This is a genomic window from Peribacillus sp. NPDC097224, assembly GCF_044761985.1.
Lineage (GTDB): Bacteria > Bacillota > Bacilli > Bacillales > DSM-1321 > Peribacillus.
This window is the reverse complement of record NZ_JBIWDK010000005.1, coordinates 66,567-85,519: the sequence shown is the minus strand read 5'-3', so window position 1 is coordinate 85,519 and position 18,953 is coordinate 66,567. Positions and strand designations below refer to the sequence as shown.

Here is an 18,953-nt window from a genome sequence, read left to right as displayed (position 1 = left end):
AAAAACATGCGAGCAAGAGATTTGGTTGTTATATCGAGTGTCATCATGATTGTCGCCATGTTGGTCATACCATTACCAACTTGGTTATTAAGTATTTTACTTCTTTTAAATATATCTCTTGCGCTGTTGGTTCTATTGACTACGATGAATATGAAAGAGCCGCTTGAGTTTTCAATCTTTCCGTCGCTGCTCTTATTATTAACACTATTCAGACTCGGTTTGAATGTGTCCACGACTCGTGCCATTTTGACGTATGGAGATGCTGGCGGTGTCGTTGAAACCTTTGGCTCCTTTGTGGTTGGAGGGAATGTGCTTGTCGGTTTAGTGGTATTTATAATCTTAGTCATCATCAATTTCATTGTCATCACGAAAGGGTCCGAAAGGGTATCTGAAGTTGCGGCAAGGTTTACGCTGGATGCGATGCCTGGGAAACAGATGGCCATTGACGCGGATTTGAACGCTGGGATGATATCTGAAGGCGAAGCACGCACAAGGCGAGAAAAAATCAGCAACGAAGCCGATTTCTATGGATCCATGGACGGGGCGAGCAAGTTCGTAAAAGGTGATGCCATTGCAGGTATCATCATTGTCATCATCAACTTGATTTTTGGGATGATCATCGGTGTCATGCAATTGGACATGAGCTTTGGCGAATCAGCCGTCCATTTTTCCATGTTATCGGTGGGTGATGGAATCGTCAGCCAAGTGCCGGCATTACTGATTTCAACGGCTACAGGGATTGTCGTGACTCGTGCGGCATCTAATGGAAATTTAGGTGCGGATATCGTTGAGCAGTTATTTCAATTTCCTAAAATGCTGTACTTGACTGCGGCAACAATTTTCCTCCTGGGATTATTCACCCCCATATCGGATGTATTCACAATGCCGATTGCCGCTTTGTTGGTTCTGGGTGGATATGTCATTTCCAAAACACCACAACCTGATGAAAATGAAATCCAGGAGATGGAAGAAGTATTGGAAACGGACGAAATGAAAAGTCCTGAAAGCGTCGTGAACCTTTTGAGTGTCGACCCCATTGAATTTGAGTTTGGCTATGGACTAATCCCCCTTGCCGATACGAATCAGGGAGGAGACCTTCTCGATCGGGTTGTCATGATTCGCAGACAGCTGGCAATCGAAATGGGTTTGATCATCCCGGTGGTTCGGATTCGGGATAATATCCAGTTGAATCCTAATGAGTATCGCTTGAAGATCAAGGGAAGTGAAATTGCCAACGGAGAATTACTTTTGAACCACTATTTAGCCATGAGTCCTGGCATAGAGGACGATACAATAGAAGGAATCGATACGGTTGAACCGTCATTCGGTCTGCCTGCTAAATGGATTACGGAAGACATGAAAGAGCATGCGGAAATGATGGGCTATACCGTGGTGGATCCTCCAAGTGTGGTTTCCACGCATTTAACGGAAGTTATCAAAGCTAATGCTCATGAACTTTTGGGCAGGCAGGAAACGAAACAATTAATCGATCATCTACGAGAAACATCGCCGATTCTCGTCGAGGAGGTCACCCCGAATCCATTATCGATTGGGGATGTCCAAAAGGTATTGGCAAAACTATTGAAAGAAAAAGTTTCGATAAGGAACTTACCAATCATTTTTGAAACGCTTGCTGATTATGGAAAGTTATCTACTGATACCGATTTGCTCACTGAATATGTAAGGCAGAATTTAGCAAGGCAAATTACGAACTCCTTTATTTCAGGAGAAAACCGGATAAAAGTCATCACTTTATCGGGAAAAGTGGAGAAGGCGATTGCAGATGCGGTACAACAAACTGAACATGGTAACTTTTTATCGCTCGATCCTACTGTATCCCAGTCGATACTAGAGGCGATTGCCAGTAAATTGGAGGAGCTGACTTTGATGGATCATCAACCGATTGTGCTTTGCTCCCCAGCTGTACGTATGTACGCTCGACAATTGACAGAACGTTATTTTCCCAATGTACCGATTCTTTCATACAATGAACTCGAATCAAATGTAGAAGTACAAAGTGTAGGGGTGGTGAATATTGATTGAGAGTAAAGAAATATATGGCACCTTCCATGTCTGAAGCCATGAAGCAGATACGACAAGAGTTAGGCAGTGAAGCGGTCATTTTAAGTTCGAAAGCGGTATTCACGGGTGGTTTTCTAGGATTGTTCAAGAAAAGGAATATTGAAGTCATGGCTGCCATCGATCCCGTTTCACAGCCCGCCCAACCTGTAACTAAACAAAAAGAGAAAAAGCTGCCTGTAAAACCGGCACTTGAGAGTTCTATAGTGAAAATCAATGAACCGGTCGCATCAAAACAAATCAACCGGGGAGATGTTGAACTGTTAAAGGAAATTGAAGGGTTAAAAGGGATGATAAGAAATATACAAATCCCATCACACGCTCATTATCCGGAGAAATTACAACAGGTTTATGAGTATCTTATCGAACAGGATGTCAATACAGTTATCCGCTCACAAATCATGGACGAGCTCCTTGATAAATGGTTTGCTACTAAAGAGGATTCTACTGATGAAGAAATTAAAAACTGGCTAGAAGCATCTTTGTGTAAACTAGTGGATCAGGTACCGAATGGAAGGCCCGGCCTGCAGAAGAAATATATTAATATTGTAGGTCCGACAGGTGTTGGCAAGACAACAACTTTAGCCAAGGTAGCAGCAGAGACCATGCTGAAGCATGATAAGAAGGTAGCTTTCATTACAACCGACACGTATAGGATAGCTGCTATCGATCAGTTGAAGACATATGCAAAGATTCTAAACGTTCCAATCGAAGTGGCTTATAACTTGGAAGATTTCAAAAAAGCCACAGAACGCTTTTCTCATTATGATTATGTTTTTATCGATACAGCTGGAAGGAATTTTCGTAATCCGCAGTATGTTAAAGACCTAGGGGAAATCATCCACTTCACAGATGAGATGGAAACGTATTTAGTGCTTTCATTGACCTCGAAGCAAAAGGACATGGAGGATATTTATCGACAGTTCACGACGATTCCGATTAAGCAGATCATTTTTACGAAAGCGGATGAAACGTCTACTTTTGGTTCAATCTTTAATTTTATTCACACTCATAAATTGGGGGTAGCTTATATAACAAATGGACAAAATGTGCCAGATGATATTGAAAAAGCAACTTCATCCAATTTATTAAAGATGGTTCTTGGAGCTAAAGATTATGAAAGATCAAGCTGAAAATCTAAGAAGGAGACTGGAATTGCAAAAAAACCATTCAATGGCCAAGACACTTGCCATCTTGAGTGGAAAAGGTGGAGTCGGTAAATCCAACTTTTCTTTGAACTTTGCCATCTCCTTGTCGAAACTGGGAAAAAAGGTATTGTTGTTCGATATGGATATTGGAATGGGTAATATAGATATCTTATTTGGGCAGCATTCTCCATATAGCATCGTTGATTTTTTTGAAGATGGTCTAAGCTTGAAAGAGATCATGACCACAGGACCGGAACAAATTTCCGTAATAACAGGTGGAACGGGGCTGACCCACCTTTTTACTTTAGATGAAGATAAATATGCACGTTTTACTGAAGAATTTGGTTCTCTCCTAGAGAGTTATGATTATATATTGTTTGATATGGGGGCCGGTATCACACAGGACTCCGCAAAATTCCTTTTGTGTGTGGATGAGTTAATCATCATCACAACCCCAGAACCGACTTCTGTGATGGATGCTTACTCTACGATGAAATACATTCATTCAGTAAATGATGAGATTCCATTTTTTCTCGTTTGCAACAGGGTGTTCACGAAAAAGGAAGGGAAAGAAACGATGATCAGACTTCAAAATGCTCTGAGGAAATTCCTTGGGGCGGAGATGGTTGCACTTGGATATCTCCCCGATGATAGATCCGTTTCCAAAGCGGTTTCCAAGCAAATTCCTTTTATTCTTTCTTATCCTGATGCGGCTGTTTCCAAATCTCTAATCGAGATTGGATCTAGATATGTAAATCATGGCTTTGGTGAAGAATCAATTATACAAAAAAGTAATTTCCTGCAAAATATGAAACGATATTTTCTTGGAAAGTAGGTTTCCTTATATGGAAAAGGTTAAAGTGTTGATAGTGGATGATTCCGCGTTTATGAGGAAGCTGATTTCTGAACTTTTAGCAGAAGATAATAGAATGGAAATCATTGGGACGGCCAGGAACGGAAAAGATGCTTTATTAAAAATAAAATCGTTGAAACCGGATGTCGTCACCTTGGATGTTGAAATGCCGGTTATGGATGGATTAGAAGCGTTAAACCGAATTATGGAAGAATGTCCGACAGCAGTGGTCATGCTATCAAGCACGACGAAGGAAGGGACGGAAAGTACGTGTATCGCCATGCAGAGTGGCGCCATTGACTTTATTGCTAAGCCTTCAGGGGCTATTTCACTGGATTTGCATAAAATTAAGGAAGAACTATGTGAGAAAGTTATGGCAGCCAGCCTTGCAAATGTTCACAAACTACAAAAAAATGCGATAAATGTTGAAAGAAACCCATCAGACTGGAAAAAATATAGTAAAATAGAATCAAAAGAAAATAGCGATATTGATAATAATATGAAAAAATGGTTCCATGGGAATAAAAAGATTGTAGTTATTGGTACATCGACAGGAGGACCAAGGGCTTTGCAGACAGTATTGACGGGTCTCCCGGAAAATATCGATGCCCCTATTTTGATTGTCCAGCATATGCCTCCCAGCTTCACGAAATCCTTAGCCGATAGGCTCAATTCATTATCGAGGATACGGGTAAAGGAAGCGGAAGATGGGGAATTGATTCAAAAAGGAGTAGCATATATCGCTCCGGGGGGATTCCATTTCAAAGTGAAAAAAGTTGGGTTGAGTCTTGCGGTAGAATTGGATCAATCCGAGCAGCGAAATGGGCACCGTCCTTCGGTGGATGTGCTTTTCGAATCAGTAAGTGAAATAGCGGAATTTGCAAAAATAGCTGTTGTCATGACTGGAATGGGTATGGATGGTTCAAGCGGGCTTACCAAGTTGAAAAGAACTGGTCCCTTAAAGGCAATAGCAGAGTCACAGGAGACGTCAATTGTCTTTGGAATGCCAAAGGCGGCGATTGCTACCAATTTAATAGATAGCATAGAGGATGTAGATAAAATAGCAAAAGCCATAATTGGCTATTGCTAACATACGGGGGTGGAGATTGTATGGATATGAATCAGTATTTAGAGGTATTTATTGAAGAAAGTAAAGAACATCTTCAAACGTGTAGTGAACAGCTGTTGGTACTTGAGAAGAACCCGGAGGATCTTTCGATAGTCAATGAGATTTTTCGTTCCGCACATACTTTAAAAGGTATGTCGGCTACAATGGGCTATGAGGATTTAGCTAATTTGACCCATAAAATGGAAAATGTTCTAGACGCGATCCGGAACAGCAAAATTATCCTAACTCCTGAACTGTTCGACGTAATATTCTTGGCGGTGGATGACCTAGAAGCAATTGTCATGTCGATTGCTGAAGGCGGAGATGGCAAACGTGATGTGACGAACGTGGTGCGAAAATTGCAACAAATCGAAAAAGGTGAATCACTGGTTATCCCTACAATTAATGAAACGGCAGCAGCATCTCCCGTTCTAGAAACAATGGAACAAGCAACGATGGGCGAATATGACGAATTCGAAATGACTGTTTTGCAGCAATCCAAGGAACAAGGATTTAAAAGCTATGAAATTTCAATCAGCTTACGTGACGACTGCCTTTTAAAAGCTGCAAGAGTGTTTATGGTGTTTGAAGTTCTTGAAAAGTCAGGTGAGGTGATAAAATCGAATCCACCCGCTGAACTTTTGGAGGAAGAACAATTTGATCAGAAATTCACGGTTACATTGGTGACCAATGAATCGATTGAAGAGACCAAGAAAAAAATCATGAAGGTTTCAGAAGTGGATGTCGTCGAAATAACAGCCCTAAATCTGGAAGAACTACGTCATGCTGCAAATATTAAAGAGGAAAAAAAAGCGGCCGATAAAAAGCCTCAGGAAGGTACGGACCAGTCACCTTCAATCAATGAGGCTAAAGAAACAAAAAAAACGGTCAAGCATGCTCCAAGCAAGACCATTCGGGTAAATATCGAGCGGCTAGATATATTAATGAACTTATTTGAAGAACTAGTTATCGATAGAGGAAGGTTAGATCAAATTTCAAGCGATTTGGATAACCAGGAACTGCACGAAACTGTGGAAAGAATGTCCCGCGTAACAAGCGATTTGCAAACGATTGTGTTGAACATGCGCATGGTTCCTGTCGAAACGGTATTCAACCGTTTTCCGAAAATGGTACGCCAATTAGCGAGGGATTTAAATAAAAAGGTAGATTTAGAGATTATCGGCGCTGAAACTGAATTGGACCGAACGGTCATTGATGAAATTGGCGACCCACTCGTTCATTTATTAAGAAACGCGATGGATCATGGAGTGGAGACACCTGAAAAGCGTCTTTCTATGGGGAAAAATGAAGTAGGGAAGATTCTATTAAAGGCCTATCATAGCGGTAACCATGTGTTCATTGAAATTGAAGATGATGGAGCTGGTATTAATAAAGAACGGGTTTTAAGTAAAGCCCTTTCCAATGGAATACTAACGAAGGAAACCGCCGCAACACTATCGGATAAGCAAATTTATGAATTGATTTTCGCTTCAGGTTTCTCCACAGCCGATACCATTTCGGATGTATCTGGCCGTGGCGTAGGTTTGGATGTCGTGAAGAACACAATAGAATCACTGGGCGGATCGGTAACAATCGACTCTAAGGAGAATGAAGGGTCCATTTTTCTCATACAACTTCCTTTGACGTTATCTATCATTTCCGTCATGTTAGTTGAAATTCAACAGGAGAAATATGCAATCCCTCTTTCTTCTATTATAGAGACAGCCATTATAAGAAAAGAAGATATTATGAATGCCCATAATCAACAAGTGATCGACTTTAGAGGAAAAGTGCTGCCACTCCTGTTCCTAAAGGACATTTTTGAAGTGCCCGTACAAAACGAAGAAGAAGAGTTTCTTTCAATCGTTATAGTCAGGAAAGGCGAAAAAATGGCGGGACTTGTAGTGGATTCCTTTATAGGGCAACTTGAAATCGTCTTGAAGTCATTAGGTAATTATTTATCGACTGCATTTGCCATATCTGGAGCTACTATTTTAGGCGATGGCCAAGTAGCCTTGATTGTCGATTGCAATGCATTGATTCACTGACCATTTTAATATATAGATTCGCTACAATCCTTCCTACCATTTGATTACTGGAGACCCTTTGGAAACAAGGGTCAATGGATGAACAGTAGATATGGTTGAGGGGTAAAAAGAGGAGGGTAATTGAATGTCGATCACAAGTCCTGTTCAAGATATAAAAGTAATCGTGTTTCAAATCAAAGACAAAGAATATGCGATTCCGGTGGATAAAGTAAGTGGAATAGAAAAACTTTTGCATATAACAAGGGTACCCAAGGCCGTTCCATTTGTTAAAGGTGTGATTAATTTAAGGGGTGTGATTACCCCCATTATTGATTTAAGAGTCCGTTTCGGTTTTGAAGAGGTTGAATATAACGATTCAACGAGGATCATCATTGTTGTCCTTGATGACATCGAAGTAGGGTTGATTGTCGATTCAGCCAATGATGTGCTTGACATTCCTGTCGAGAGCATTGAGCCTCAGCCGGAAGTTGTCGGTCATTTTTCTTCTGAATATATCAGCGGTGTCGCAAAAATTGAAAAACGTTTGCTTGTATTGGTGAATTTGGAGAAGGCCTTAAGTCTCGAAGCAAATGAAATCGTGAGAAAAGAAGGATAAAGGGATGTCATTTATTGATAAAATCAACCCCATCCACCTTGATATCCTCAAAGAAATTGGGAATATTGGGGCGGGACATGCTGCTACTGCACTCTCTGCCATTCTTAATAAAAAAATAGATATGAATGTTCCTAATGTCCGGGTAGTTTCCTTTGATGAAATGATGGAATTGGCAGGGGGAGCAGAACATGTTGTGGCTAGTGTCTTTTTGCGAATTGAAGGAGATGCCACTGGAAGCATGATTTTTATCCTTTCATTACCTGTAGCTGAATATTTCATTCAACAGATGATAGGGGATGAAACCTTCTCCATTGATAAACCACAGCATTCTGAATTAGCTCTTTCTTGTCTACAGGAATTAGGGAATATCTTGTCGGGATCCTATCTTTCTTCTTTATCGGATTTTACTAAGTTGAATATATATCCATCGGTTCCTTCCTTGAATATCGATATGGTGGGAGCAACTATCAGTTATGGATTACTGGAATTATCACAAGTAAGTGATTCTGCTATTGTGATAGATACCGTCCTAGCGCAGAATGAGAGGTTTGCTGAATCTATCAATGGCCATTTCTTTTTACTGCCCGATCCTGATTCCTTTGATACTATTTTTGCTGCCCTGGGAGTGACAATAAATGGTTGAATTATTGCAAATCCAAGTTGTTAAAGTGGGGATAGCGGATATGAATACTGTAAAACCTCCTTATTCGATTCGCACTTCAGGGCTTGGTTCATGCGTAGGGGTCGTCATTTATGATGAGAAAAGAGAGATTGCCGGTTTGGCGCATGTCATGTTGCCGGATTCTTCACTTGCTAAGTCTGGTCAGATTAATCGGGCCAAGTTTGCCGATACAGCCGTAAAGGAATTGGTGAATCGTCTGGTGAAGGAAGGAGCAAGGCCTGCTTTTTTGAAAGCAAAGCTGGCTGGAGGTGCACAAATGTTTCAATTTGCCTCTGGGGGGGATTTAATGAGAATAGGACCCCGAAATGTTGAAGCTGTCCGGAAAGAATTGGCTGATTTACGAATACAGGTCGTTTCGGAGGACGTCGGCGGGAACAGTGGTAGGACGATAGAATTCAATGTGACAAAGTGCATGCTTAATATCCGGACAGTAAATAAAGGGACTAGAAATATTTAAGGGAAGATGAAATTTGCGCAGCCGGAAAGTGACGGGAACACTGCAATCAAAATATTGTTGCACCTAGAGCCTTCGAGGACCGTTTTGATTACAAAACGTAAACAATGTTAGGAGGAAATCCCATGTCTCAACTGACTATCGAAGAAGAACAGTTATGCTGGAAAAATTGGGTCGATTGCAGGGACCCGCAAGCAGGGGACGTTTTGGTGAAGAAATATGTTCCGCTTGTATCTTACCATGTCCAACGTATTTCAGTCAGCCTTCCTAGGAATGTCAGTCGTGATGACATTAGGAGCTTAGGGATGATGGGCTTATTTGATGCCTTGGAGCGCTTTGATCCAAAGCGTGATCTGAAATTTGACACATATGCTTCATTCCGGATCCGTGGGGCCATATTGGATGGTTTAAGGAAAGAGGATTGGCTACCGCGGAGTGCGAGGGATAAAGCGAAAAAAATCGATTCAGCTATTGAAAAATTGGAACAAAAATATATGCGGAACCTTACACCAAAGGAAATTGCATTTGAATTAAATATTCCGGAAGATGAAGTATATGCTGCACTTAACGAGCATTTCTTTGCCAATGTTTTATCCATGGATGAAAATCCTCAAGAACAGGATGACAAAGAAAAAACGAATTTCCATATTAAAGATGATAAAGCAGACCTGCCTGAAGAGAATGTTCTAAGACAAGAATTGTATGCAGAGCTAGCAAAGGTCATAGAAACACTAAATGAGAAAGAACAGTTGGTATTGCAACTTTTTTATAAAGAAGAACTTACGCTGACGGAAATTGGACAAGTGATGAGTCTTTCCACATCAAGAATATCGCAAATTCACTCAAGGGCGATATTTAAACTTAGACATGCTATGCAGGATAAAAAAAGTTAACCCATATTTTTATTTAGTGTCATGCTTCGAGGCATGCTCTATGAGAAATGCATGGATTTATCATTTTGGATAGACCATTCCGAACATTTTGAATCCATGGGAAGAACATGTGTAACACAGGCAGTTATACAGAAGAATCACTATAGAAATATAGGGGTGGATGGCTGTGAGTTTAAAAGCAATCGAGATGCAAATTGCCCTTCCAAGAACCCAAGATGCCGGAAAGATCCAAGAACAACTTTTACAAAAAAATCTAATCCAACAGGATCATGCCACCCATCAAGGAAGAAAAGAAGAGAAACGAAAACAAACGACTGTAATGGGCGAGGAACAAAAGCTCCCAGCTCATTTTTATGAAAAGGAAGGCAGCGCGGATAAGGGTCCGTTTTTTAAACAGCGTAGGAAGAAAGACAATACGAGACAAACAACAGAGAATATAGATCCCCATCCCTATAAAGGAAAGAGTATCGACTATTCCGGTTAAGAGGAGGCACCATGTCAGTATTTTTTATGTTACTCCTTTTTAGTCTAAATATTTTCACGATTTTCGCCGTTATTCTTTTGTATCTTAGACAAAATCGATTAAGTAAGCTAGAAAAGGAACAAAAAGCCACCATAATTGAAATGGAAGAACTACTAACAGGCTATCTAATGGAAATGAAGGAAGATAACGAAGCCTTGATAAAAGCTTTTACACAAACTGACGTCTTACCTAATGAGAAAAAGATAGAAGAGTCAGTAATAGTAAAAACAAGGCCACCTATAGAAAAGGAAGCAGAACTAGAAAAGGAATCATTCCCTGACTATAAAGAACCAAGTTTTAACGGGAAGAAATTGCAGGCTGCTAATGCTTATATGAACCAGACTGGAATAGAAGAAGAATTCAAGCCAGCCAATGAAGTGAAGGACAAGCTCGAACTTTCGGCGGAGGCCTCCATTTTAACCAAACAAGAGGCACGCGTGGAAAAAGATTTTTCAGCCATGCTACAGGATTCTTTAGAAGAATTATCATTAAATGAACAGGTAGACTATTTAGTAGAGCAAGGTCTTTCAATTGAAGATATCGCCAAAAAATTAAATAGGGGTCAAACGGAAATTGAGCTTATATTAAAGTTCCGTATGGATAGATAAATAATGCTTGATTGTATCACCTGAGTATGATATATTATGAAATGGTGTTAATACACACGCCCGTGATTCTAGCAGATGGTGCTGTTTATACAGTTTCTGTATGAAAATGATCGGAGCGGAGGAAAAACAAAACCATTTAGGAGGAACTAAAATGTCAGTCATTTCTATGAAACAATTGCTTGAAGCTGGTGTGCATTTCGGACACCAAACACGTCGCTGGAACCCTAAGATGAAGAAATATATCTTCACTGAGCGTAACGGCATCTACATCATCGACCTTCAAAAAACAGTTAAAAAGGTTGAAGAAGCTTATAACTTCGTTAAAGAACTAGCTGCTAACGGTGGAACTGTTCTTTTCGTTGGTACTAAAAAACAAGCTCAAGAATCAGTTAAAGAAGAAGCTATCCGCTCTGGTATGTACTATGTAAACCAACGTTGGTTAGGTGGAACTTTAACAAACTTTGAAACAATCCAAAAACGTATTAATCGTCTTAAAGATATCGAAAAAATGGACGCTAACGGAACTTTCGAAGTGCTTCCTAAAAAAGAAGTAATCCAACTTAAAAAAGAATGGGATCGCTTAGAAAAATTCTTAGGCGGTATTAAAGATATGAAGACTCTTCCAGATGCGATCTTCGTTATCGACCCTCGCAAAGAGCGTATTGCTGTTGCGGAAGCACACAAATTAAACATTCCACTTGTTGGTATCGTTGATACAAACTGTGATCCGGACGAAATCGACGTAGTTATTCCTGCGAATGACGATGCAATCCGTGCTGTTAAATTATTAACAGGTAAAATGGCAGATGCTATCTTAGAAGCTAAACAAGGCGAAGAAACAGCAACTGAAACAACTACTGCTTAATAGTTGACAGAACTGCTTAACTAGTGAGAAAAAAAGGTGATAAGAGGATAATGCCTTTTATCCCTTTTTTTTGCACTAAATAAGCATACATAAATCCCGTGCCTTATCACGGCTGATTTTTGAAACTGGAGAGAACAGAGCTTATTTGTCATAACGTTGACCAATAAATATTTTTTGTAAAAATTTGCTGCGATTTGTTGTATTTGTTGTTGAAAACAAGTATTATCTAGCAAAATGGGTAAAGACTGAATAAACCGCACTTAATTTGAGGAGGATTTATATTATGGCAATCACTGCACAATTAGTTAAAGAATTGCGTGAAAAAACTGGCGCTGGCATGATGGACTGCAAAAAAGCACTTGTACAAACTGAAGGAAATATGGATAAAGCGATTGACTTCCTTCGCGAAAAAGGAATTGCAAAAGCTGCCAATAAAGGCGACCGTATCGCTGCTGAAGGGTTAACTTCTATCGTAGTAGACGGAAACCAAGCAGTAATCCTTGAAGTGAACTCAGAAACTGATTTCGTTGCTAAAAACGAAGGTTTCCAAACTCTTGTTAAAGAATTGGCTTCATTCTTATTGGCTAACAAGCCTGAAACTGTAGAAGCTGCTCTTGAGCAAACAATGGAAAACGGTGTGAAAGTTGCTGATCATATCAATGCAGCAGTAGCTAAAATTGGTGAAAAATTAACTCTTCGCCGTTTCCAAGTCGTTACAAAAACAGACAGCGATGCTTTCGGCGCTTACCTACACATGGGTGGACGTATCAGCGTACTTACAGTTCTTGAAGGTACAACTGATGCTGAAGCAGCTAAAGGTGTTTCTATGCACATCGCAGCTCTTAACCCAAAATATGTTTCTCGTGACCAAGTAGACGCTACTGAGCTAGAGCACGAACGTGAAGTTCTTACTCAACAAGCCCTAAACGAAGGCAAGCCAGAAAAAATCGTTGCTAAAATGGTTGAAGGACGTATCAACAAATTCTACGAAGAAATCTGTGTAAACGAACAAGCTTTCGTTAAAAACCCAGATCAAAAAGTAGGACAATTCGTTGAAGCACTAGGCGGAAAAATCCTTTCATTCGTACGTTACGAAGTAGGGGAAGGTCTTGAAAAACGTCAAGAAAACTTTGCTGAAGAAGTAATGAACCAAGTTAAAAAGGACTAATTGATTGTAAGAAAATGGTTAAATAGGGAACACTATAGTGTTCCCTATTTTTTAAAATGTCCTGAATTTTTGATTAATGCAAGAATGAGCATGATGGACGAACAAAAAGATTACATAGTTGGAGGTTCTCATGGCTAAATATAAACGTGTCGTATTGAAACTCAGTGGTGAAGCATTGGCTGGAGACGAGGGTTTCGGAATTAATCCTGCAGTTATAAAGTCGATTGCAGAACAAGTAAAAGAAGTAGCTGAATTGGATGTAGAAGTAGCTGTGGTTGTCGGTGGCGGAAACATATGGCGCGGGAAAATCGGTAGTGAAATGGGCATGGACCGTGCAAATGCCGATTATATGGGCATGCTCGCTACAGTCATGAATTCATTGGCGTTACAAGATAGCCTCGAGCAGCTTGGGATTGAAACGCGGGTCCAAACGTCCATTGAGATGAGACAAGTGGCAGAACCATATATTAGACGACGTGCAATTAGACACCTGGAGAAAAAGAGAGTAGTCATTTTTGCAGCAGGAACAGGAAACCCATATTTCTCAACGGATACGACTGCCGCATTACGTGCAGCTGAAATTGAAGCGGATGTCATCTTGATGGCGAAGAACAATGTGGATGGAGTATACAATGCTGATCCTGTTAAAGACAAAAATGCAGTGAAGTATGATGAGCTTTCATATCTTGATGTGATAAAAGACGGATTACAAGTCATGGATTCTACTGCGTCCTCGCTATGTATGGACAATGATATTCCATTGATTGTCTTCTCTATTATGGAAAAAGGTAATATTAAGCGCGCTGTATTAGGCGAAACGCTTGGAACTATTGTAAGGGGGAAATAAAAGATGCCGAAACAAGTTATTTCGAATGCGAAAACGAAAATGGAAAAAGCCATTAGCGCTTACACACGTGAATTAGCCAGCATCCGTGCCGGAAGAGCAAATGCCTCATTGCTTGATAGAATCTCAATTGATTATTACGGATCCCAAACACCTATTAATCAAATGGCGGGCATTTCTGTACCAGAAGCAAGACTTTTAGTCATCCAGCCTTATGACAAAACGATTTTGGGCGAGATTGAAAAAGCAATTTTGAAATCGGATTTAGGATTAAATCCTTCTAATGATGGTTCTATAATCAGGATTGCCATTCCTGCGTTAACAGAAGAACGTAGGAAAGAACTTGTCAAGGTCGTTAAGAAAGAAGCCGAAGAAGCAAAAATAGCGGTTCGTAACGTTCGCCGTGATGCTAACGATGAGTTGAAAAAGCTTGAGAAAAATGGCGATATCACAGAAGATGATTTGCGCGGTTATGCAGATGACATTCAAAAGATGACGGATGGCAACATCTCAAAAATCGATGATATTACAAAAGATAAAGAAAAAGAAATTCTAGAAGTCTAATCCCTTCTAAAAGCATTGAATAAAAGGGCCGAATCCATTGTGGTCATGTCTTTGATCTAACATATAGGTGTGTTAAAAAGAGAAAACTGTTATAATAAGGTTTCTCCGATTATGATTACGCCTGAGTTAGTAAGAGCTTGAAAATGATGGAGGAGGTCCTTTTTGCCTTTTCTTCTTGAAAGGATATGCATTATTTATTTCTTGCCAACTTCTAATGAAGATAATATTTTCATAATAATAATATGAGAACAAGTTTTTTTTTGATATTATAATATAGATTCTGTTCTTATTTAGAATCCAAAAAATATACATAGTGCACGTAAATATTGCCTTTGTAGAGATAAGTACAACCTAATGGGGGACTAACATATGTATTCACTATGGAAGCGTTTCGTTAAAAAAGATGCTTCTTCCGATGTAGCAAGTAGGATCCAGCATATTAAGGAGTCTAATGTTCCTCAACATATTGCCATTATTATGGATGGAAACGGCCGATGGGCTAAAAAACGTGCGCTGCCACGTGTGGCAGGCCACCATGAAGGAATGAAAACCGTTCGAAAAATAACAAAGATTTCTAATGAGTTGGGAATAAAAACGTTGACCGTTTATGCGTTCTCCACAGAAAATTGGAAACGTCCGAAAAGTGAAGTCGATTTTTTGATGAAACTTCCACAGGAATTCCTAGGCACCTTTTTGCCAGAGCTTATAGCTGAAAATGTAAGGGTGGAGATGATGGGAGACTTATCGTTAATCCCGTCACATACTCAGAAAGCAGTTAAACAAGCGATGGAGGATACGAAAAATAATAACGGGATGATTTTGAACTTTGCCCTTAATTATGGAAGCCGTGGAGAAATAGTTGCGGCGGTCAACAGCATCATACATGATGTGAAAAATGGTATAATAAAGGAAAATGTTTCTGAGGAAATAGTATCAAGCTACTTAATGACACAACATTTGCTGGATCCGGATTTGTTGATCCGTACAAGCGGCGAAAAAAGGTTAAGCAACTTCATGCTTTGGCAGTCAGCGTATACCGAGCTATGGTTTACGGATGTGTTATGGCCGGACTTTAGTGAAGGTCATTTACTACAGGCTGTCGAGGAGTATCAAAAACGTTCACGCAGGTTCGGTGGCGTTTAATGTAGAAGGTGAGGAAATAGGAATAATGAAACAGAGAATTATTACGGCAGTCATCGCTGCCGCCATCTTCATTCCAATCGTGATGATAGGGAAGCTTCCCTTTTTATTGGTAATCTACCTTCTAGCATCTATCGGTTTGTATGAATTGATGAAAATGAAAAAGATGCGTGTATTCTCCTTTGAGGCGATTCTTTCACATGTTTTACTTTGGATATTATTACTGCCGAATGAATATAGCACGTTTTTAACTGAAAATAATTATGACAAAGTACAGATTTTCTTAATCGGCGTTTTAGTGCTATTGCTTTATACGGTCCTTTCGAAAAATATGTTCACTTTCGATGATGCAGGATTTTTGGTCATTACGATTCTTTACTTAGGCATCGGCTTTTACTATTTCTTTGAAACACGTGACAATGAATCTCTAGGTCTAGTCTATATCCTTCTTACTTTATTTACGATATGGGCAACCGATTCAGGAGCATACTTCATTGGAAAAGCAATCGGTAAGAGGAAGTTATGGCCTGAAATCAGTCCTAATAAAACAGTCGAGGGATTTTTGGGAGGCGTAGTTTCCGCGTTAGTCGTAGGTGTGCTTTTTTACGTATTTTCATCCCTTGACTATTCGATATGGCAATTGTTGTTGATATCGTTAATCATAGCAATCTTCGGCCAACTGGGAGACCTTGTTCAATCGGCTTATAAACGTCATTATGGCGTAAAGGATTCAGGAAAGATCCTACCTGGTCATGGCGGGATTTTAGACAGGCTGGATAGTTTAATATTTATTTTACCAATCTTACATTTATTGCATGTATTATAATTAAAAAGGTAAGGTTATATGGAATTAGGAGATGAACGGATTTGAAGTATATCAGCCTTCTGGGTGCAACAGGTTCGATAGGCAAGCAAACGGCGGATGTGGTCAGGGCCCATCCCGATCAATTTAAGATAGTGGCACTTTCGGCCGGAAAGAATATTGCTTTGGTCAGAACCTATATAAAAGAGTTTGAACCAGAACTAGTTTCCGTACAGACAAAAGAAGATTATGAGGTTTTGAAAAGCGAGTTCTCTAACCGGAAAGATATTGAGTTCATGTATGGCGATGAGGGAATAACGGCAGTGGCTGTGTATAATCAAGCAACAGTCTTAGTGAATGCGGTCATCGGCAGCGTAGGACTTTATCCGACTTTGCAAGCGATTAAAGCCGGTAAGGATATTGCGATTGCCAATAAGGAGACTTTGGTAACAGCGGGCCATTTGGTCATTGATGAAGCGAAAAAGGCCGGGGTAAGGCTGCTTCCGGTCGATAGTGAGCATTCAGCAATTTTTCAAGCACTTCAGGGTGAACAAGAAAAAAATATCGAGCGCTTAGTCATTACTGCCTCTGGTGGAAGTTTCCGTGATCGAACCCGTGAAGAGCTAAAAGGCGTCACGGTAGAAGAGGCTTTAAACCATCCAAACTGGTCTATGGGGGCTAAAATCACCATCGATTCAGCATCCATGATGAACAAGGGATTGGAAGTAATCGAGGCACACTGGTTGTTTGATCTTCCATACGAAAAGATTGACGTGCTTCTCCATAGGGAGAGCATTATCCACTCAATGGTGGAATTTCATGATTCCAGTGTGATGGCACAGTTAGGTACACCTGATATGCGTGTACCCATCCAATTTGCCCTTACATATCCAGATCGACTGCCTCTTGTAGGACGGAAGCGTTTGAATTTGGCTGAAGCGGGAAAACTCCACTTTAGTGAAATGGACTTCACTCGATATCCTTGTTTGCAATTCGCTTACAAAGCAGGTAAAATGGGCGGCACGATGACAACGGTGTTGAATGCTGCAAATGAAGCTGCAGTAGCTGCATTTTTATCTGGAAAAGTTTCTTTCCTAGAAATTGAAACCCTGATAGAAAGAGCGCTTAACAAACATTCTGTCATAGCGAGTCCTGACTTAGAAACGATCCAGGAAGTCGATAAAATGACAAGGAAGTTTATAGAATCCTTAGTGAAAGATAGGTGACCAGAACATGCAGACTCTAGAAACGCTTATAGCGTTCATTATCATTTTTGGCGCTCTTGTTTTTTTCCATGAGCTTGGACACTTAGTATTTGCGAAGCGTGCTGGAATTCTATGCCGCGAATTTGCAATCGGATTTGGACCAAAAGTATTCACATATAAAAAGAAGGAAACGGTCTATACGATACGTCTTCTTCCTCTAGGTGGATACGTTCGAATGGCCGGAGAAGATGCGGAAAATATTGAATTGAAACCTGGTTACCGTGTGGGATTGATGTTTGATGAAGAAGAAACCGTCACGAAAATCATCTTGAACAACAAAGACAAATACCCGGATATTCGGCTTGTCGAAGTGGAAGTGATAGATTTAGATCATAAACTGATACTTACGGGATATGAAGAGGGAGAAGAAGACACGTTAAAAACGTTTTCGATCCATAAGGAAGCCGTAATCGTTGAAAATGGGGTCGAGAACCAAATTGCCCCTTATGATCGCCAGTTTGCATCTAAATCTCTTGGACACCGCTTTTTAACAATCTTAGCGGGCCCAGCAATGAACTTTGTTCTAGCTTTTGTTATTTTTACATTGATTGGTTTATTTCAAGGCGTCGTGGTGGACGAAGCCAAACTGGGTGAATTAACTAAGGACGGTGCAGCCGTTACTTCTGGACTTAAATCCGGGGATGCCATTCAATCGATTGAAGGTACGGAAGTCACAACCTGGGAAGATGTACAGGCGAGTATCCAAAAAAGTCCCGGTAAAGAAATCGAATTCGTTGTATATAGGGACGGTAAAACGTTAGAAGTTCCAGTTACTCCTCAGGAAGTCGAGAGGGAAGGTCAGAAAATTGGAATCATCGGGGTATACCCTCCCGTTGAAAAAGCTCCACTAAAAGCCATTCAATATGGTGCGACGGAGACGTATTTTTGGACGAAACAGATTTTCATCATTCTGGGTGACCTAGTAACGGGTGGCTTTACGATTGACAGTCTATCTGGTCCAGTAGGTATATATAAATCGACTGAGGAAGTCGCAAAACAGGGCTTGTTCACGTTGATGAAATGGGCTGGGTTGCTCAGCATAAATTTAGGAATCATGAATCTTTTACCGTTACCTGCTTTGGACGGCGGACGATTATTATTCTTCGTGGTTGAGTTCTTAAGAGGAAAACCAATTGATCGCCAAAAAGAAGGAATGGTGCATTTCATCGGATTTGCTTTGCTGATGTTGTTAATGATCGTCGTGACATGGAATGACATCCAGAGATTCTTCCTATAAGCTGATATGAATGAAACCAAACAAGCCAGCAGAACTATCTGTTGGCTGTTTGAATCTACTTGTAACTTTTTGAAGAG

19 protein-coding genes are annotated in these 18,953 nt (G+C 40.2%); all 19 read left to right on the top strand.

The features are described 5' to 3' along the window. Window positions 1–6 precede the first annotated feature (6 nt). The 19 genes from flhA (at window position 7) to rseP (ending at window position 18,876) form a co-directional block, all read left to right on the top strand. Entirely contained in the window at window positions 7–2,043 is a 2,037-nt protein-coding gene (gene flhA / locus ACIQXR_RS11560; protein ID WP_402868357.1) for a flagellar biosynthesis protein FlhA, read from the top strand. Then, a complete protein-coding gene (gene flhF / locus ACIQXR_RS11555) occupies window positions 2,040–3,212 on the top strand; it encodes a flagellar biosynthesis GTPase FlhF (RefSeq protein WP_402868359.1) in 1,173 nt (390 codons plus the stop codon). The genes flhA and flhF overlap by 4 nt, the downstream gene beginning before the upstream one ends. After that, window positions 3,196–4,062 carry a MinD/ParA family protein gene (locus ACIQXR_RS11550; RefSeq protein WP_402868361.1) on the top strand — a complete coding sequence of 289 codons (867 nt, stop codon included), beginning with the start codon at window positions 3,196–3,198 and terminating at the stop codon, window positions 4,060–4,062. Before flhF ends, ACIQXR_RS11550 begins: the two co-directional genes overlap by 17 nt. Before the next feature lie 10 nt (window positions 4,063–4,072). Further along, complete coding sequence (locus tag ACIQXR_RS11545; RefSeq protein WP_402868362.1) at window positions 4,073–5,170, top strand: protein-glutamate methylesterase/protein-glutamine glutaminase; 1,098 nt, start codon at window positions 4,073–4,075, stop codon at window positions 5,168–5,170. Between the two features lie 20 nt (window positions 5,171–5,190). Then, complete coding sequence (locus tag ACIQXR_RS11540; RefSeq protein ID WP_402868364.1) at window positions 5,191–7,236, top strand: chemotaxis protein CheW; 2,046 nt, start codon at window positions 5,191–5,193, stop codon at window positions 7,234–7,236. Between the two features lie 124 nt (window positions 7,237–7,360). Further along, window positions 7,361–7,831 carry a chemotaxis protein CheW gene (locus ACIQXR_RS11535; RefSeq protein ID WP_402868366.1) on the top strand — a complete coding sequence of 157 codons (471 nt, stop codon included), beginning with the start codon at window positions 7,361–7,363 and terminating at the stop codon, window positions 7,829–7,831. A gap of 4 nt (window positions 7,832–7,835) precedes the next feature. After that, window positions 7,836–8,474, top strand: a complete 639-nt coding sequence (locus ACIQXR_RS11530) for a chemotaxis protein CheC (protein ID WP_402868368.1) — start codon at window positions 7,836–7,838, stop codon at window positions 8,472–8,474. Further along, window positions 8,467–8,970 (top strand): chemotaxis protein CheD, encoded by a 504-nt coding sequence (locus ACIQXR_RS11525; protein ID WP_402868370.1) that lies wholly within the window; start codon window positions 8,467–8,469, stop codon window positions 8,968–8,970. The genes ACIQXR_RS11530 and ACIQXR_RS11525 overlap by 8 nt, the downstream gene beginning before the upstream one ends. A 122-nt stretch (window positions 8,971–9,092) precedes the next feature. After that, on the top strand, window positions 9,093–9,860 hold the full coding sequence (locus ACIQXR_RS11520) for a FliA/WhiG family RNA polymerase sigma factor (RefSeq protein ID WP_402868372.1): 768 nt from the start codon (window positions 9,093–9,095) through the stop codon (window positions 9,858–9,860). 166 nt (window positions 9,861–10,026) lie between these two features. After that, entirely contained in the window at window positions 10,027–10,344 is a 318-nt protein-coding gene (locus ACIQXR_RS11515) for a hypothetical protein (RefSeq protein WP_402868373.1), read from the top strand. An 11-nt stretch (window positions 10,345–10,355) separates the two neighbouring features. Continuing rightward, the gene (locus ACIQXR_RS11510; protein WP_402868375.1) at window positions 10,356–10,991 is read left to right on the top strand and encodes a hypothetical protein; all 636 of its coding nucleotides are present in this window, start codon (window positions 10,356–10,358) and stop codon (window positions 10,989–10,991) included. A gap of 151 nt (window positions 10,992–11,142) precedes the next feature. Further along, window positions 11,143–11,856: a 30S ribosomal protein S2 gene (gene rpsB / locus ACIQXR_RS11505; protein WP_402868377.1), complete on the top strand. Its 714-nt coding sequence runs from the start codon at window positions 11,143–11,145 to the stop codon at window positions 11,854–11,856. 283 nt (window positions 11,857–12,139) lie between these two features. Continuing rightward, on the top strand, window positions 12,140–13,024 hold the full coding sequence (tsf, locus tag ACIQXR_RS11500; protein ID WP_402868378.1) for a translation elongation factor Ts: 885 nt from the start codon (window positions 12,140–12,142) through the stop codon (window positions 13,022–13,024). A 130-nt stretch (window positions 13,025–13,154) separates the two neighbouring features. Beyond that, window positions 13,155–13,871 (top strand): UMP kinase, encoded by a 717-nt coding sequence (pyrH, locus tag ACIQXR_RS11495; protein ID WP_402868380.1) that lies wholly within the window; start codon window positions 13,155–13,157, stop codon window positions 13,869–13,871. A gap of 3 nt (window positions 13,872–13,874) precedes the next feature. Then, window positions 13,875–14,432, top strand: coding sequence for a ribosome recycling factor (frr, locus tag ACIQXR_RS11490; RefSeq protein WP_402868382.1), 558 nt, complete (start codon window positions 13,875–13,877; stop codon window positions 14,430–14,432). 369 nt (window positions 14,433–14,801) lie between these two features. Then, window positions 14,802–15,575, top strand: a complete 774-nt coding sequence (locus tag ACIQXR_RS11485; RefSeq protein WP_402868383.1) for an undecaprenyl pyrophosphate synthase — start codon at window positions 14,802–14,804, stop codon at window positions 15,573–15,575. A gap of 25 nt (window positions 15,576–15,600) precedes the next feature. Next, window positions 15,601–16,398, top strand: coding sequence for a phosphatidate cytidylyltransferase (locus ACIQXR_RS11480; protein ID WP_402868385.1), 798 nt, complete (start codon window positions 15,601–15,603; stop codon window positions 16,396–16,398). Between the two features lie 41 nt (window positions 16,399–16,439). After that, window positions 16,440–17,600 carry a 1-deoxy-D-xylulose-5-phosphate reductoisomerase gene (dxr, locus tag ACIQXR_RS11475; RefSeq protein ID WP_402956342.1) on the top strand — a complete coding sequence of 387 codons (1,161 nt, stop codon included), beginning with the start codon at window positions 16,440–16,442 and terminating at the stop codon, window positions 17,598–17,600. Between the two features lie 7 nt (window positions 17,601–17,607). Continuing rightward, a complete protein-coding gene (gene rseP, locus ACIQXR_RS11470) occupies window positions 17,608–18,876 on the top strand; it encodes an RIP metalloprotease RseP (protein ID WP_402868389.1) in 1,269 nt (422 codons plus the stop codon). Window positions 18,877–18,953 lie beyond the last annotated feature (77 nt).